General features: G+C 58.9%; 14 protein-coding genes. 11 read left to right on the top strand and 3 right to left on the bottom strand.

Annotated elements, in window-relative coordinates:
• The first annotated feature begins 367 nt into the window (after positions 1-367).
• From HUU60_06320 to HUU60_06290, 7 genes are all read left to right on the top strand, one after another.
• Positions 368-3,196, top strand: coding sequence for a DUF1929 domain-containing protein (locus HUU60_06320; protein ID NUL82323.1), 2,829 nt, complete (start codon positions 368-370; stop codon positions 3,194-3,196).
• Positions 3,197-3,259: 63 nt separating this feature from the next.
• On the top strand, positions 3,260-4,684 hold the full coding sequence (locus tag HUU60_06315) for a hypothetical protein (GenBank protein NUL82322.1): 1,425 nt from the start codon (positions 3,260-3,262) through the stop codon (positions 4,682-4,684).
• 106 nt (positions 4,685-4,790) lie between these two features.
• Positions 4,791-5,831 (top strand): rod shape-determining protein, encoded by a 1,041-nt coding sequence (locus HUU60_06310; GenBank protein ID NUL82321.1) that lies wholly within the window; start codon positions 4,791-4,793, stop codon positions 5,829-5,831.
• A complete protein-coding gene (gene mreC, locus HUU60_06305) occupies positions 5,828-6,646 on the top strand; it encodes a rod shape-determining protein MreC (GenBank protein ID NUL82320.1) in 819 nt (272 codons plus the stop codon). Before HUU60_06310 ends, mreC begins: the two co-directional genes overlap by 4 nt.
• A 14-nt stretch (positions 6,647-6,660) precedes the next feature.
• The gene (locus HUU60_06300) at positions 6,661-7,212 is read left to right on the top strand and encodes a hypothetical protein (protein ID NUL82319.1); all 552 of its coding nucleotides are present in this window, start codon (positions 6,661-6,663) and stop codon (positions 7,210-7,212) included.
• A gap of 47 nt (positions 7,213-7,259) precedes the next feature.
• The gene (locus HUU60_06295; protein NUL82318.1) at positions 7,260-8,528 is read left to right on the top strand and encodes a Glu/Leu/Phe/Val dehydrogenase; all 1,269 of its coding nucleotides are present in this window, start codon (positions 7,260-7,262) and stop codon (positions 8,526-8,528) included.
• A gap of 11 nt (positions 8,529-8,539) precedes the next feature.
• The gene (locus HUU60_06290) at positions 8,540-9,238 is read left to right on the top strand and encodes a cyanophycinase (protein NUL82317.1); all 699 of its coding nucleotides are present in this window, start codon (positions 8,540-8,542) and stop codon (positions 9,236-9,238) included.
• On the opposite strand, the gene HUU60_06285 is transcribed toward HUU60_06290, so the two are convergent.
• A complete protein-coding gene (locus HUU60_06285; protein ID NUL82316.1) occupies positions 9,201-9,575 on the bottom strand; it encodes a hypothetical protein in 375 nt (124 codons plus the stop codon). The genes HUU60_06290 and HUU60_06285 overlap by 38 nt on opposite strands.
• A 53-nt stretch (positions 9,576-9,628) precedes the next feature.
• Here HUU60_06285 and HUU60_06280 point away from each other — a divergent pair, with 53 nt between their 5' ends.
• The 3 genes from HUU60_06280 to HUU60_06270 all read left to right on the top strand — a co-directional run bounded on the left by HUU60_06280 (position 9,629) and on the right by HUU60_06270 (position 12,341).
• A complete protein-coding gene (locus HUU60_06280; protein ID NUL82315.1) occupies positions 9,629-10,774 on the top strand; it encodes a site-specific DNA-methyltransferase in 1,146 nt (381 codons plus the stop codon).
• Positions 10,775-10,852: 78 nt separating this feature from the next.
• Entirely contained in the window at positions 10,853-11,551 is a 699-nt protein-coding gene (gene rnc / locus HUU60_06275) for a ribonuclease III (protein ID NUL82314.1), read from the top strand.
• Positions 11,538-12,341 carry an S-methyl-5'-thioadenosine phosphorylase gene (locus HUU60_06270; protein ID NUL82313.1) on the top strand — a complete coding sequence of 268 codons (804 nt, stop codon included), beginning with the start codon at positions 11,538-11,540 and terminating at the stop codon, positions 12,339-12,341. Before rnc ends, HUU60_06270 begins: the two co-directional genes overlap by 14 nt.
• On the opposite strand, the gene HUU60_06265 is transcribed toward HUU60_06270, so the two are convergent.
• Positions 12,338-13,954 (bottom strand): glycosyltransferase family 39 protein, encoded by a 1,617-nt coding sequence (locus HUU60_06265; GenBank protein ID NUL82312.1) that lies wholly within the window; start codon positions 13,952-13,954, stop codon positions 12,338-12,340. The genes HUU60_06270 and HUU60_06265 overlap by 4 nt on opposite strands.
• Before the next feature lie 113 nt (positions 13,955-14,067).
• On the bottom strand, positions 14,068-15,183 hold the full coding sequence (carA, locus tag HUU60_06260) for a glutamine-hydrolyzing carbamoyl-phosphate synthase small subunit (protein ID NUL82311.1): 1,116 nt from the start codon (positions 15,181-15,183) through the stop codon (positions 14,068-14,070).
• 36 nt (positions 15,184-15,219) lie between these two features.
• On the opposite strand from carA, the gene HUU60_06255 reads away from it, so the two are divergent.
• Positions 15,220-15,954 carry a DNA alkylation repair protein gene (locus HUU60_06255; GenBank protein NUL82310.1) on the top strand — a complete coding sequence of 245 codons (735 nt, stop codon included), beginning with the start codon at positions 15,220-15,222 and terminating at the stop codon, positions 15,952-15,954.
• Positions 15,955-15,956 lie beyond the last annotated feature (2 nt).

Genomic DNA, 15,956 nt, shown 5'->3' with positions numbered 1-15,956 from the left:
GCGGTGGGATGGGCGATAGGCTCCGACGGCAAGGTTTCTCGCAAAGGGCGCGAAGGATGCAGAGAGGCCAGGCAGAAGCCTGGCGTTCCGGTTGGAACGCCGCCCTTCCGGGCGGCAAGGACTTTTGCCAGGCGGGAGCCTGGCGTTCCGGTTGGAACGCCGCCCTTCCGGGCGGCAAGGACTTTTGCCAGGCGGAAGCCTGGCGTTCCAGCGGACAGGAGGATGCAGATGATGAAGAGCGCGTTTCTGAGCAGTCGCTGTTTGCAATATATCCCCCCCCGGCTTTGGGCTGAGCGCCGGGGATCGACCAGGTAGCGCCTTAAACAAAAAGGCCGGATTCGCATCGACCCTATCGACCTTCATCAAGATGCTCTCGACCCTTGCTTTGATCTTCGCATTTGTCGCCCAGCCGCCGTCCGCCCCCGCTCAAGGTCCTGCAACGCTTGGAAAGTGGGACTTTATCATGGGAGGCCAGACTTGGGAAAACCCACGCCCCATTCGATGGCGCGAGCATCCGTTTGGGATCGGTCTGGACCTTATAGCCCCGTACAGCGATCAGACTCCGGCCGACATCGAATCGGCCGAGAGCGTCAACCTTGCAAGCGTTCGGTCTAGAGGCAGAGAGGTTCGCGACACGTTCGGCGTCCATTCTGTTTTGTTGCCAAGCCGATTGTTTTTGCCTGGGCAGTCAGGACGAGAGCCTCGAGGCGTCTTTATGCTGATCGGCAGAGGCGAGCAATACAGCATCGAGAATCCCAACGTCTTTACCCACAGTTGGAACGCTCATCTCTTCTGGCGGCATCCTTGGAGCCAACTGTACGATCAGAACGGCGCCGGTCGACGCGGATACGGGATGATTGGATATTCCACGGACTGGGATATCACGAATCACTCGGAGCCTTTCGCTTACATACGATCTTCTAATCTCTTTTGTTCCGGCCACACACTGTTAGACGATGGTCGGCTGTTCGTGGTTGGTGGCAGCTACCATCCCTTGATGGGACATCAGCCGACGCATGGACTCTTCTCGCTGTTCATCTACGACGCGGAACAGTGGCGAAACGATGCGAGCGGGGTCCAGGCCGGCTGGATGGGCTCCGCGGCGACGCTCCCGGCCCAACAGCTGCCCTTGATGAGCGAGAAGCGCTGGTACGCCTCTCCGATGCTGTTGCAAGACGGCAGCGCGCTGATCGTGGGCGGCATCGACAATACGGGCGGCTCGACCGCTTGCTTCGGACAGGTTGGCAATCCGCGATTCACGACCAGCTTCGAGCTTTACCACCCTCACAACAACACGCTTGCCAACTATCCGCTGGCCGCTCAGCCGTGCGATGCGTCTGGCGGATTTCAAAGCGGGGACCAAAGGCGCTTCCTCGGCAACGAGTACCCGCGGCTGCATCTGGTCAGCTTTATGCAAGGAACGCAGGTAACGTCGCGAACGACCTACAACGGCCCGCTCTATCCTATCTTCGTGCTCGACTCGCAGAACAAGATGCCGGGATGCGCGCCCCCGGCTACGGGAGCGGGCGCCTGGTCGTGGAAGCGCAAGAACGGCGCCGCGCACGACGGCGGGCCTTATCCGACGTTCACCCGAAGCGGCGGCGCCACCGTGCTCTTGCCTCGCATGGACGGCAATTCCAATCCGATCAATGCCGCCGGGCAGGTTCTTTACGAAGTAGCCCGGATCGGCGGCAACGAAGGCTGCGTCCCTCATTCCGGCTCCGATTTCGCGAGGGTTTACACCTACCAATATCGAGCCGAGCCGAGCGAGCACGATACGATGGCCAGCCATGCTGCCATGGGACTCTATCCGCCCAGCCGGCCGGGCGCCAAGTATCCTTCGGCGGTCATCCTGCCCAACGGCGATCTGTTCGTGGGCGGAGGCATGAAGCACGCCAACGACCAGAACTGCGTCTGGCACATGGGGCAGCATGTCCGCTACGAATGCGACATTGCCCGCGCTACGAACGGATCGTGGCAGAACGCGGCCTGGGATCCGGTCGCAACGATGAGTTCGGTCGACATCGATCGCGACTATCCGCTCCACAGCGAGACGCACATCCCTAAATTCAACCGCGGGCTGCTGACGCCCGACGGGGCTCGGATGTACCATTCCACAATGTCGCTCATGCCGGACGGGCGGGTGCTGGCTTCGGGAACCGATATGGATTCCCATGAACAGGACGACGCCTATTGGAACAATCCGGACGTGTGGGGATATGGGAACGCCGACCCGCGACCGCATCATCGGCGCGTTCGGAATCTCTATCCGACGATCTATTCGCCGCCCTACCTGTTCAAGCCGAACGGCGATCCGATCGTCGACGCGACCGATAGACCTCGGGTTCTTGGCATCCTCTCGATCATGGAGGAGCAAGCGGCCCATTCTCAAGTCGTTCAGGTTCTTTACGCCCTGCCGACTGGTCGCCAGGTGAAAGCCGTGCATCTGGTGCGGCCGGGCTCGGTTACTCACTCGGTCGACTTTGACCAGAGGCTGGTGCGGTGCCATTTCACGCCCGAGCAGGGATCGCAGCCGCAGACCGGCTCGCTCTCCGTAACAATGCCCTGGTCCAACCAGATCGCGCCGCCTGGGTGGTATATGCTGTTCTTGATCGACAGCGAGGGCGTGCCGTCTATCGCCAGTTGGATTCGCCTTTTGCCTCCGTTTATCGGCGGGGATTGCATCGCCGATCCGGAGATGGAGTTCTTGATGGAAGGCGCGGGCGAAGAGGAAGCGGCCGATTGCGGCGAAGAAACCGTCGCTGTCGTTCGTCCTCTGCACATGCCGCCGATCGAGGTGCGGATCGAGAGTCTGCAGACGGGTCGCTCGATGGGCGTCTATCGCCTGGCCGTCAACGGGATGGACGCGGACGGTCTTGTGCGCTGCCCCTTGCCGGGCAGCCTGCCGGAGGGCGACTACGCGCTCATATTGCCGACTCAGGAGGGCTTTTTGGCTCGGCGTTTGGTCGCTCGCGTTGCCCAGGGCCAGCGGATTCCGGTTGCGCTGCTTACCGGCGATGTGAACGGCGACAACGTCGTCGATTCGGCCGATCTGGCGCTGATGGTACAGGAAACCGGGTTGCGGTCGGATCGGGAGCAAGGGCGCTTCCTTCGGAGCGATCTGAACAAGGACGGCCTTGTGGACCCGCTCGACATGGAGATACTTTTGAGATCGATGGGCCGCCGAGGCGACTGAAAAGGAACTAATGCCGGATGACGCCACGGCGTCATCCGGCGCTTTAGAAAAACGGTGAACGATATGAAACGATCAAGATGGCTGGCGGCAGTCGCGTGTCTTGCATTGCTCCAGACGAGTCCAGGGCAACTGGTGGAGCTGTGGCGGACGTTTCCCAACACCGATCAATATCCTCGTCCGAGTTTGACGACCGGCGTAGTGGACGAGGAGGGAAACGTTACAATGGGCGGCTCTGTGAGCGGGACAAATTGGATGCTCGTCGTGCGGTTTGATCACCAGGGCAATCAGCAGTGGTATCGGGCGTTCAACTTTGGAACAAGCGAAGCGGTCTTGCATACGGCCATTTCTCCAACAGGAGCGGTTCTGTGCGCCGGCATATATATGCAGGGTTCGTCAACAGTTGCGTTGATCATGCTTCTTGACTCGATGGGTCAATTGCTGGCGTCGGCGACCGGGCCCGCGATAGAAGACATCGGCATTCAACAGATGGCGGAAGGGCCATTGTTCTTGTTCACTGGAACTCGGAGCGCAATTGTAACGCGCTCTTATCGACACGATTTGACCGCCATCTGGTCGGCAGAGCACACATCGCCATTTGGACAGCCCTATATCGTACGGTCTGGTCGTGCCAACGGCCGTTGTATCGTTCGCAATTGCGTTCTGGGCGGCGTTGCAACGAGCGTCATCGTGCTGCGCTATTCGAATACTGGCGCTTTGGAGTACGACTTTGCACTGGGCGACTTTGACGAAAGCTTCACGGACCAAGGCAAAATCGCCATTCCAGAGACGGGTCCGTCGTCAGTTGGCACTTTTGCTCGATCGGGCCAGACATGGAGGAACAGCCTTCTAGGACTTGACGACATCGGCGCGCCGCAGTGGCATCAGATGCTTCCGCCAAACGGTCAACTCTATGCCTCGGGATTCAAGATTTGGACCGACCCCTATGATCGTTTGCTTGCTTCTTGGTTCGACGGAGGTGGCGACCAATATCTATTACATTTTGACAAAGAGACCGGCGATGTTATCGGCGCATTGCTCCTGCCTAAGCCAAGGGTGCGACACACAGAACTCTATTACTACTTCGCATCCGACGAGAGAGGGGCGTACTACATCCAAGGGTCTGGATACGATTTGAACAACACTAACCGCGTCCAGATGGTCCTGAAACTAGATCGCAACTTTCGGCCGGTTTGGTTCACTTATCTTGACATGCCGCTCATGCATGCATCCTGGGTGAGGTACGACCGAGGAAACTTGTATATGATGATGGGCGGGATTGCTCTTCCGCCCCTGGTCAAGTACAAGATTCTCGCCGTTCGGTCGGAGGGGGACGTCAGCGGGGACGGGTGCGTCGACGACAAGGATTTGGCGATGGCGCTGGAGGCGTTCGGCACGAGCGACCCATCCGCCGATCTGAACGGCGACGGCATTGTGGACGATTTAGACTTGGAAGAAGTCCTCCACAACTTCGGCCTAGGGTGTGAGTAGGAGGAGGCGCGTACAAGACAACGGTTCGCAGACAAAGCCGCCGACGGACCTGCAATCGGGTATCCTTAACATCAGAAACTGAAAAGCCGCGGAGGCAGGCTTGCGCATCTTATCGCGACTATTAGGACGCTTTACGCGAGACCTGGGAATCGACCTGGGCACCGCGACCACGCTAGTGCACGCCAAAGGCAAAGGCATCCTGCTCCGCGAACCCTCGGTCGTCGCCATCGATTCGGAAACCCAAAAAGTGCTGGCCGTGGGGGAACAGGCCAAGCGCATGTTAGGCCGCACCCCGGCCAGCATCGTCGCTATTAGGCCGCTTAAGGACGGCGTGATCGCCGACTTCGACCAGACCGAAAAGATGCTCCAGTATTACATCAGCAAGGTGTCGCGCCATCCGTGGATCGCGCGGGTCGTGGTCGGCATCCCCAGCGGCGTTACCGAGGTCGAGCGTAACGCCGTGTTCCAAGCCACGCTCAAAGCGGGCGCGAGAGAGGCGTATGTGATCGAAGAGCCGATGGCCGCTGCGATCGGCGCGGGATTGCCTGTCGATGAGCCGACCGGCTCGATGGTGGTCGATATCGGGGGCGGAACCACAGAGGTCGCCGTAATCTCGCTGGCCGGCATCGTTGCCAGCCGCAGCATCCGCGTGGCCGGCGACGAGATCGACGAAGCGATCGCCGCGTATATCCGACGCGCTTACAACCTTTTTGTCGGCGAGCGCACTTCCGAACAAGTCAAGATCGAGATCGGCTCAGCCTTTCCGTTGGAGCAAGAATTGGAGATGGAAGTGCGAGGCCGAGACCTGATCACCGGATTGCCGCGAAGCTCCACCATCAACTCCGAAGAGATTCGACAGGCCATCTCGGAGCCGGTCAACGCGATTGTCGAGGCGGTCAAGCAGACTTTGGAGAGCACCCCGCCCGAGTTAGCCGCCGACATCATGAACCGTGGCATTATGCTATGCGGCGGCGGCGCGCTTTTGAGAGGCTTAGATAAGTTGATCAGTCGTGAGACGGGAATGCCCGTCGTTATCGCGAACGATCCCACATCGTGCGTGGTAATCGGCACGGGCAAAGTGTTGGAAGAGCTGGACATCAACCCGATGCTGCGCAAGGTGCTGCTAAACTCTCAGAGGAAGCGATGAACGATCGAAGACCTCGACCCTGGATAACGTTAATCGGCTTGGCCGTGCTGGGCATGACGCTGGGCGCATTGCACAATCACCACGCTCGCCAGTCCAAATCCGATCCGGTTACGGGCCTCGTTCGCGCGGTGATGCTGCCCGTTCAATCAGGCTTATCGTCGACCATTGACAGTACGGGGAACTTCTTTGCTTCGATCTTCCAGGCTCGGGGCATCATCGGCGAGCACGAATCGGTCGTCGAAGAAAACCAACGTTTGAAGGCGCAGTTGGCCGAGGCCCAGGCGTTGAAGGAAGAGAACGACGCGCTAAAGAAGCTACTGAACGCTCGCGACGAACTGAAGGGCCGGTGGGCCGCCGTTCGCACCATCGCCAGCTACTCCCAGGCAGGCGTGCGCACCATCGTGATCGATAAGGGGCACAATCAAGGCGTGCAGGTGGGCGCGCCCGTCGTTTCGGGCAATGGGTTGCTCGGCGTTGTGGAGGCGGCCGATGCCAACTCGTCTCGGGTAAGGCTGCTGTGCTCCGCGCGCACAGCCGTCAGCGCCCAGGTTGAAAACGTCGATCGGCACTCGGCAGGAATCTGCGAAGGTCAAGATGAGTTCACTCTGTTGCTCAACTACCTTCCGCCCGGAGCGCCCGTGCAAGTCGGCGATCGGGTTTCGACCTCGGGCATTGGGCAAAAATATCCTGCGGGCATCCCCATCGGCGTTATAGAAAAAGTCTGGGACGATACGCGGCTTTCCGTTAGAAAAGCGCTGGTCAAACCGTTCGCGTCCTTCGAGGACGAACGGCTTGCGCTGGTGTTGATCAAGTAGCGAGCGCTGTCAAGATGACGGTGCGGCGCTCGCCGGAACAGATTTACGATCGCAGGTCTTGGCGCTCGCGATGGTCGGGACCGTGGTCGCATAGCGGCGCGGTCATCCGTGCCGCCGTAATCGCCTTAGCGGCGGTTGCGTTTCAGGGCGCGTTGGGCGCAAAGCTCTCTTTGGGCCTGTTTACGCCGCATCTTGGGATGCTGGCGATTGCGCTGATCGGCGCTTCGGCTGGATCGGCGACGGGCGCCTGGGCTGGTTTCTTTGTCGGACTGGCCGAAGGCTCGGCGACCGGGGTTGCCTTAGGCGGCCATATCGCCAGCCGGACGTTTGCCGGCTTTGTAGCGGGTCTGTTGCCGTCAAGATTGGCCAAGCACCACCCGCTGACGCCGAGCGTAGCGGCTATCGCGGTCGTTATGACGGCCGAACTCGGGCTGTTTCTTTTTGCGCCCAGTTCGGGATGGCGCAGCCAGATTTCTGCCGCCTGCGGCGCGGCTTTGGTCAACGCGATACTGGCCTTTCCCGCCATGGCGCTGGTCAAAAGATGGTTCCGACCATCCGAAGAATAGCCGATTTCGGCCAGAATATGTTGAGGAGGAATGCAGCGATGCAGCAAATGCTCAAAGAGGAGCCGACCAAAGTGGAACATTCCGCATACGATATGGCCGTCAAGCAGTTGGAAATCGCGTTTGAACATCTGAACTACGAACGCACTCTTTTTGAAGTCCTTAAGATGCCCCGGAGAGAGTTGACCGTCAATTTTCCCGTCAAGATGCACGACGGATCGGTCAACATGTTCACAGGCTACCGCGTTCAGCATAACGTAGCTCGCGGGCCGAGCAAGGGAGGAATCCGGTATCATCCCGATACGACCCTGGACGAGACCCGCGCCTTGGCTATGTGGATGACCTGGAAGTGCTCGGTCGCCAACATCCCCTATGGCGGCGCGAAGGGCGGCGTCGTCTGCGATCCAAAGAAACTTTCGGGCGATGCATTGGAACGCCTGACGCGCCGATTTATCACCGAAATCAACATCATTGTGGGCCCCGAATCGGACATTCCGGCGCCCGATGTCGGCACCAATCCTCAGATTATGGCGTGGATCATGGATACCTTCTCCATGCATCGGGGCCACACGGTTACGGGCGTTGTTACCGGCAAACCGGTGGCCGTCGGCGGCTCGGAAGGGCGCGTCGAGGCCACAGGACGAGGCGTTACAGTGGCCGCGGGCGAAGCCGCCAAGGCGCTGGGCATGGGGCTAGAGGGCAGCACGGTCGTCGTTCACGGGTTTGGCAACGTGGGCTCGGTTACCGCGCATCTTATGCACAAGGCCGGCGCGAAGGTTGTCGCCGTGTGCGACTCGATGGGCGGAATCTACAATCCCAACGGGCTGGATATACCGAGCCTGATGCACTGCGCCGGTCGCGACGGCTGCCTGCAGGCTTATCGAGATGCCGATCTCATCTCGAATGAGCAACTGCTCGAGCTACCATGCGACATCCTGGCGCCCTGTGCGACTCACGGCGTGGTGAATGAGGGCAACGCCAATCGCATAAAGGCAAAATTGATCGTGGAAGGCGCAAACGGACCGGTAACGCCCGATGCGGACGCGATCTTGAACGAGAAGGGCGTTTTCATCGTTCCCGACATTTTGGCCAATGCCGGGGGCGTGATTGTGAGCTACTTTGAGTGGGTGCAAGACCTTCAAGCCTTCTTTTGGGACGAGAAGCACGTCAATGACCGCTTGACCGAGATGATGAAGCGGAGCTTTGGCGACGTGTATGCCATGAGCAAAGAGAAGAACGTCGATATGCGCATTGCGGCCTACATGATCGGCGTCAAGCGCGTGGCCGATGCGACCGAAATTCGCGGCATCTATCCGTAGCGATGGGATCTGTGATGCTGATCGGAGGCGGATCGACCCCGCCAGAAGCCATGCAGAGGTTTATCTCTCTGGCAGGCGGTCCCGACGCGCTGATCTTGATCTTGGCTTTTTCTTCAGAAGACGCCGATGCCGCCGGCAAACGTTCGGTCGACTTTTGGAAGGAAAACGGCGCTCGAAACGTCCAGCACGGAGTCGACAATCTACCCGCTCTAATCGAGAAGTCGAAAGGCATCTATCTGCCGGGAGGCGACCAAAATCGTTTTTTTGAACGGTTTTCGGATCAAAGCCCAGTGGCGGATGCGATGAGAAAAGCGCTAGCGAAAGGCGCGGTTGTGGGCGGCACCAGCGCAGGCTGTTCGCTGATGGGGGAGATGATGCCGACCGGAGCAGCGCCGGCGCCGTTCAAGAAGGGCGGCGCGCCGGTCTCCAAGGGGCTGGGACTATTGCCGGGCATAATCGCCGACCAGCATTTCCTGGCTCGAGACCGGCTGATGCGATTGATTACGGCCGTCATCGAGCGTCCCAACCTGACCGGCATCGGAATCGAGGAGAGAAGTTGGGCAGTGGTAACCGGCAGACAGCTGGAAGTGGGCGGCGGACAGGCGATCGTGGTCAAGGCATTGGCGAAGGCAAGATCAAAGGGCGACCTCCTCGGTTGCGACCGGCTAGAGCTTAAGGCGCTGTACGAAGGGGATCGGGTTCGTCTTTAGGCCGGTCGTCCTCCAACTTCGGAAAGATTTGGCTGATTTTCGCTTTGACATCGGGGCGGTAGAGCGACTCGACATAGACGATTCGGCCATTGCACACATCGACAATCACCAGGCCCGCCTCAGAGGCCAAGTGGATCGATTCAATCTCCTGCTTATCTTCGGTCGGCGGCGCAGTGTGGAACGACGAACAGAAGGGGTCTTTGCAGTCGCATCCTCGCAAAAGCAACAGGGTGGGCGCTTGCACGGCCAGGTCGGCCCGCCCAAGATTCTGAAGCAGGCAGAAGAGCTCCTGTGCAAACTCCGGCAATGCGTCGCCCAGACGCGCGCTATCGACCAAGGCGGCTCCACCTCCTGCCTGGTTGTTCCATAGATGAAGGTAGAATCCACTTGATGACCAGCCACCGAGTGTACTTGGGCGACGCTCGAAATCTAGACTTTCTCGCGCCCGAATCGGTGCATTTGGTCGTAACAAGCCCTCCCTATTGGCAGTTGAAAGACTATGGCCACGAAGGCCAGATCGGCTTTGGCGAGAGCTACGCGGATTACATCAACAATCTGAACCTGGTTTGGCTCGGGTGCTATCGAGCCTTGGCGCCGGGTTGTCGGATGTGCATCAACATTGGAGACCAATTTGCCCGCTCGGTCGTTTATGGCCGGTACAAGGTGGTGTCCATTCAGTCGGAGATCATACGCTTTTGCGAGACGATCGGAATGGACTACATGGGCACGATCATCTGGCAAAAGGTAACTACGACGAATACCACGGGCGGCGCCACGATCATGGGATCGTTTCCCTATCCGCGAAACGGGATCGTTAAGATCGATTACGAACACATCTTGCTGTTCAAGAAGCAGGGCAAACCGCCCAAACCCACCGATGCGCAAAAAGCACAGTCGAGGTTGACGACCGACGATTGGAACGCCTACTTTGCGGGACACTGGAGCTTTCCGGGCGAAAAGCAGAACTCGCATCTGGCGCCCTTTCCTGTAGAACTGCCCAGGAGACTGATAAAGATGTTCGCGTTCCCGGGCGAAACCGTGTTGGATCCGTTTGTCGGGTCGGGAACGATATGCGTTGCGGCGCACGAATTGGGTCACGACTCGATCGGGGTCGAGTTGAATCCGGAGTGCGAGACGGTTATTGGGTCGCGTCTAAACGGCGGCTTGTTCGATCAGCCGCCCGATCTTCAATTTGCGAAGATCGAATCGTTGTTTGATCGCGAAGAAAGATTCGCGAGGCTCCCGTATCTTTATAAGGACCCGCACGGAATGGATGCCCAGATCGATCCGAGGGCATTGAGGTTTGGCTCTCGAGTGTCTCAGAAAGACCGGAAGGGCGATCGAAGCTACGTCGTAATAGACGTTATCGAGAACGGGGAACTGCGGCTGGACAGCGGGCTGGTGGTGCGGCCGAGGTTTGCGAACGGCTACCGGGAGGCGTTGGGCGATCTAGTGGGCAAGCGAGTGGCGCTCAAGTTTCCGCCCGGCAGAAAGCCAAGAAGCGGCAGCTTGACGGCGACGGTTTATTTGGAGTAATAATAACTAATTATCAATATCGATGCGGCGGCATCGCCTCCTGCCAGCGCGCCCTCCTGCCAAAAGGTATAATTCGCCGTGTGGTTCTCGCGGCACAGCAAAATCCCCGTTAAGAACAAGTCGCTCCTCCAATTAGCGCTCACGCACCGTTCGCAAACCAACGGTCGCGCCGAACTCTCGAACGAGCGGCTGGAGTTTTTGGGCGATGCGATCTTAGGCGCGGTCGTCTCGCAAGAACTGTATCGCCGCCGCCCGGATTGGGACCAAGGACATCTCTCTCGCGCAAGGGCCAGTATTGTGCAACAGGCGTCGTTAGCCATCGCAGCCCAATCGATACGCCTTAACGAATTGACGATGATCAGCGAGGCCGAAGAGGCCGCAGGCGGAAGAGAAAAACCATCCATTCTTGGGGACGCCTATGAGGCTGTCGTGGCGGCTGTCTATCTGGATCGAGGTTGGACGCAGGCGCAAAAATTCGTTCTGGAGACATTGCGCGAGGCGATCGAACAAGCGATCTCGGGCGATTTGCCTCATAAGGACTTCAAATCGCTTCTTCAAGAGGCGACCCAAGCGACATGGCGGCAAGCGCCCACTTACCGCGTGATCGATGAGCGCGGAGACCCGCACATGCTGACCTTCGTCGTCGAGGCCCGTTTGGGCGGCGACGTGCTGGGCGTTGGCGAAGGCGGCAGCAAGAAGGAAGCCGAACAGCGCGCGGCGGAGGATGCGCTGAACAACTTAGAAACAAGGAGATCAACGATAAATGGCTCAAGCTGAAATAGGCGTTTTTGGAGGTTCCGGATTCTACTCGTTTTTGGAGAATGTCGAGACGGTCAAGGTGGACACGCCTTACGGCTCACCCAGCGACATGGTCTCGATCGGCGAGATTGCGGGTCGGCGCGTCGCGTTTTTGCCTCGACACAGCCGTCAGCACTCGATCCCGCCCCACATGATCAACTACCGCGCCAATCTGTGGGCGATGAAGGAGCTCGGCGTTGCTCGCGTCGTCAGTCCCTGTGCGGCCGGCAGCCTTCAGGCGCGCGTCAAGCCCGGCGATTTTGTCGTCTGCGATCAATATGTGGATCGAACGACCGGGCGCAAGGACACTTTCTATGACGGTCCGACCGTGCATCACGTCTCGCCCGCCGACCCCTACTGTCCGACCTTGCGGCGCCTGGCCATCGACGCGGTGCGAACCGAGGGCATTGAAGTTCACGACAAGGGCACGGTCGTTATCATCCAGGGCCCGCGCTTTTCGACCAAGGCCGAAAGCAAATGGTTCACCTCTAACGGTTGGGAAGTGATCAATATGACCCAATATCCAGAGGCTTATCTGGCCAGGGAATTGGCCATGTGCGTGGTGAACATCTCGCTCATCACCGACTACGACAGCGGTTTGGTGGCCGAGGGCGAGGTCTCTCCTGTCAATGCCCAAGAGGTCATGCACGTGTTTCACAAGAACGCCGAGCGCATTCGAAAGGTGATCTTTGGCATGATCGCGCAGATTCCCAAAGAGCGGGACTGCCCCTGCGGCCAGGCGCTCGATTTTGCGCGCGTTACGCTTTAGGGAGCGTCGTAGACGACGTACTGATAAGGGCCGACATCGCCGGAGAACAGCCTCTGTTCCACGCCGCTAATGTCGGCCAGTTCTTCCCAGCGCTCAAGCGCATCGAATTGTTTTTGGGTAACGGTCTCGTCCGTGCCCAGCAGCAGCAGGTGGGTGGCGCCGAGGGCCTCGGGCGGCTGGCGCCAGTTGCAAAGACCCTTAAACGTAAAGAAGTAACGGAAGGGCGACTCGAACGCAACGCCCTGGAGAACGCTTCCCGTCGGTAAGCGCGAGGAGATTGTCGCGTCCTTTTCTGCAATTTCATACCGAAGATCGCTAAAGTACGTTGTCAACCACCGAGCATTAAGGAATATCGCGATTGCCAATAGCGCGGGCGTTGTCCATCTCCAAGTTAGGCGAAGCCGAGGAACAGCGAGGGCGATCAGCCATCCAAGCAGAACTGCAAAGGCTAGCAGACGTATCTGAAAATCCGGCTCTAGCGCCGGATACCTCAGCGCGCGCCATTGGTAGGTCGGCATGAATGCCAGACTAAGCAGGTAGATGAGCCATGCAAAGCCGAGCGACCTTGCCAAGATCGCCCGTTTCGTCCTCTGGGAGAGCGCCGCTCTGACCTCTGGCCAGCGCGCAACAAGCACGATCGCACAGATGACAAGCGCGGGCCATGCCGCCGCCATGTAGCGAGTGGGCGACACGCGGATCAGCGCCATCTGTGCCCAAGTCAGCCAAAACCAGACGACCGCGAGCCGCTCCAGCCCGCTCAAACGGTTCCAAAGTCCGCCCGAGGCCAAAGCGGCCGCTAGCAACACCGCAAGACCCCAAACGATCGGCGCGTGCAGCATCATAAAGTAACTCAGGCCGTACCGCTCGCCGAACACCCCGCGCTGAATGGCCAGCCACTGTCCCCAAAGGTCTTTCGGACGGCCCTGAACGGCGAGGTAGTAGCGCTGCATGTGCGCCCACTCGTCCCAGTTCGGAAGAACCCACAGACCGACCCACACTGCCAAAGCGCTCAACATTCCGACGGCAAACGGGCGGCGAATCTCGCGCATCGGCCAGGCTGCTACTAGAAGCCCAATCAGGAAGGCGACCGCCGTGCTTTTGGTCGCGATCGCGCATACGGCCAAGACCGCAGAAAGTACGGCCAAAGGACGATTCGAACGATGTGCGGCCTCGGCCAACGCCCAAGCCGACGCAACGCAGAAGAAAGCGACCGGGGTCTCTAAGAGCGCCGTTCGGGAGAAGAGCAGCGCAGCGTGATCGATCGCCAGCCAAGCCGCTCCCAACCAGGCGATCGCGCTGTTTCGAAACATCAAGAAGAGCAGACGACCGAACAGAGCGATCCCCATAAGCGACATAGCGACGGAAATCGCTCGAATCGGTATATAGCCGACCCCAAATGCTTTAACGACCAACACCTGCAACCCATGAACGATCGGGCTGAGGATCATGTTGTTGAACTCGTCCAAACGGGTTTGACCAAACAGCGCTAAGTTGCGGGCGTTGTGCGCGTAGAACGCCTCGTCGGTCAGCAGCCCGGGATTCCAGTCCAATCGCCAGTCCGGATCGGCGCCCAGACTAGCGATTCTTAAGAAAACGCCTAGAATAAGAATCAAGATCGCGCCCCATCGCAGAGGGCGGGACGCTCCCAGTACCTTGGAAGATGCCGGAGCGTCCCTGTGGAACGAGCTCCCTCCGTCCGACGGCAACGCAGGCATATCTTTATGCGTTAAACCTGGGATTCCTGCTTGCTTTTATCCATAGATTGCACAAACCGCTCGAAGAACGGTCGGCTGTCCCATGGGCCGGGCGCGGCCTCGGGATGATATTGAAGCGTGGTGAGGTTCAACTCCTCGCTCTCAACGCCCTCCACCGTGCCGTCGTTCAATTGGATATGGGTGAGTTCGAGTCCCGTGCCCTTCAAACTCTCGACATCGACCGCATAGCCGTGGTTTTGCGAGGTAATCGCGATGCGCCCGGTTTTCAAATCCTTGACCGGATGGTTGCTGCCTCGATGCCCAAACTTTAGCTTATAGGTTTGGGCGCCCAGAGCCTTGCAGATCATCTGATGACCCAAGCAGATTCCCGCCATGGGTCGCTTGCCGATCAAATCGCGAACCGTGCTGACAACGTCGTCCAGACGGTCGGGGTCTCCCGGGCCGGGCGACAGAAACAGGCCGTCGGGATTCATCTCCAAAATTTCATCGGCGCTCATTGTGGCCGGTACTACGGTCGAATGCACGCCCAAACCGGCCAATCGCCGCAAGATGTTCCATTTCAGCCCGCAGTCCAAAACGACCGCTCGCGCCTTGTATCCCTTTCCGTCCCCAGGCTCGGTTTCGTACCCATATCGCCCCCAGCCGTATGGTTTGGACGTTGTAACCTGATAGACAAAGTCTTGATCGTCGTAGCGAGGCGCGGACTGTAATGCATCGATCGCGTTGGGGCGCTCCGAAATCATTCCCATCAACGCGCCGTGCTCACGGATCTTTAATGTTACAGCGCGCGTATCGATGCCTGACAAGGCGACGACGCCGTGCTCGGCAAGAAAATCGTGCAGCGCCGAGCGAGCGCGCCAATTGGAGGGCGCATCGCAATCCTCAAGCACCACAAAGCCCGCGACCTGCACTCGGCTTGATTCGAAGTCGTCGCGATTCAGCCCGTAGTTGCCGATAAGGGGATAGGTCATGACGACGATCTGGCCCGCATAGGATGGATCGGTCAAGACCTCTTGATAGCCGGTCATGCCCGTATTGAACACGACCTCGCCCGCGACAGAGCCGCTCTTGCCCAATGGATGCCCTTCAAAGACGGTACCATCTTCCAGGACAAGATAGGCCGACATGACGATTGGAGTATACCAGCGAGTGCATAATAGGGCATGACGACGCCAAAGGAAGCCAAGAAACTGACCATCGAGATGCTGAGAGCCGCCGGAAGACCGAACGGAGACGAGCTGGCACAGCGATACTCGAAGCATCCCGTTCGAGCTTTTGGCCTCTACGCGAGCGAAATGCGTCAGATCGCCAAGGACTTGGGCGCAGAGCATCTGAAGGACTGGGGATACCAAGAGGCGCGCGACTACTGCGATTTGATGATGCGCGAGCCGTTCGTAGAGGCAAAGTTGCTCGGTATTGAGCGCTTGGGCAAGTTCAAGCGCCGCTTTCCTGAAGACTTGATCGAGAGCCTCGAAATCTGGCTGCGCGACTACTCCACCGACTGGTGGGCGGTCGATACGATCTCGCCCCAATTGACCGCGCCGCTGATTGGCACGTACCCGCACCTGTTGCCGAGAGTATTGGACTGGGCCGAATCGGATGTGTTGTGGTTAAGGCGCGGCAGCGTGGTGGGTTTGATCCCTCATGTCCGCCGGGGCCGATGGTTGGACGAAGGCTATGCTCAGGCAGTGCGCCTGCAATGGGATAGGGAAGACCTCATCCACAAGGCGGTTGGCTGGATGCTGAGAGAGGCGGGCACGACCGATCCTGAAAGGCTAAAGGCGTTCTTGTTGGAGCAGGGTGAAAAGACCCCGCGCACATCGCTCCGTTACGCGATCGAGCGCTGGCCCAAAGACGTCCGGCACGAGATCATGGCAGCGACGCGGAAGAGGAAGTAGGC

The sequence above is a fragment of the Armatimonadota bacterium genome, from assembly GCA_013359125.1.
Lineage (GTDB): Bacteria > Armatimonadota > Fimbriimonadia > Fimbriimonadales > GBS-DC > JABWCR01.
This window is presented reverse-complemented; position numbering and strand designations above follow the sequence as displayed.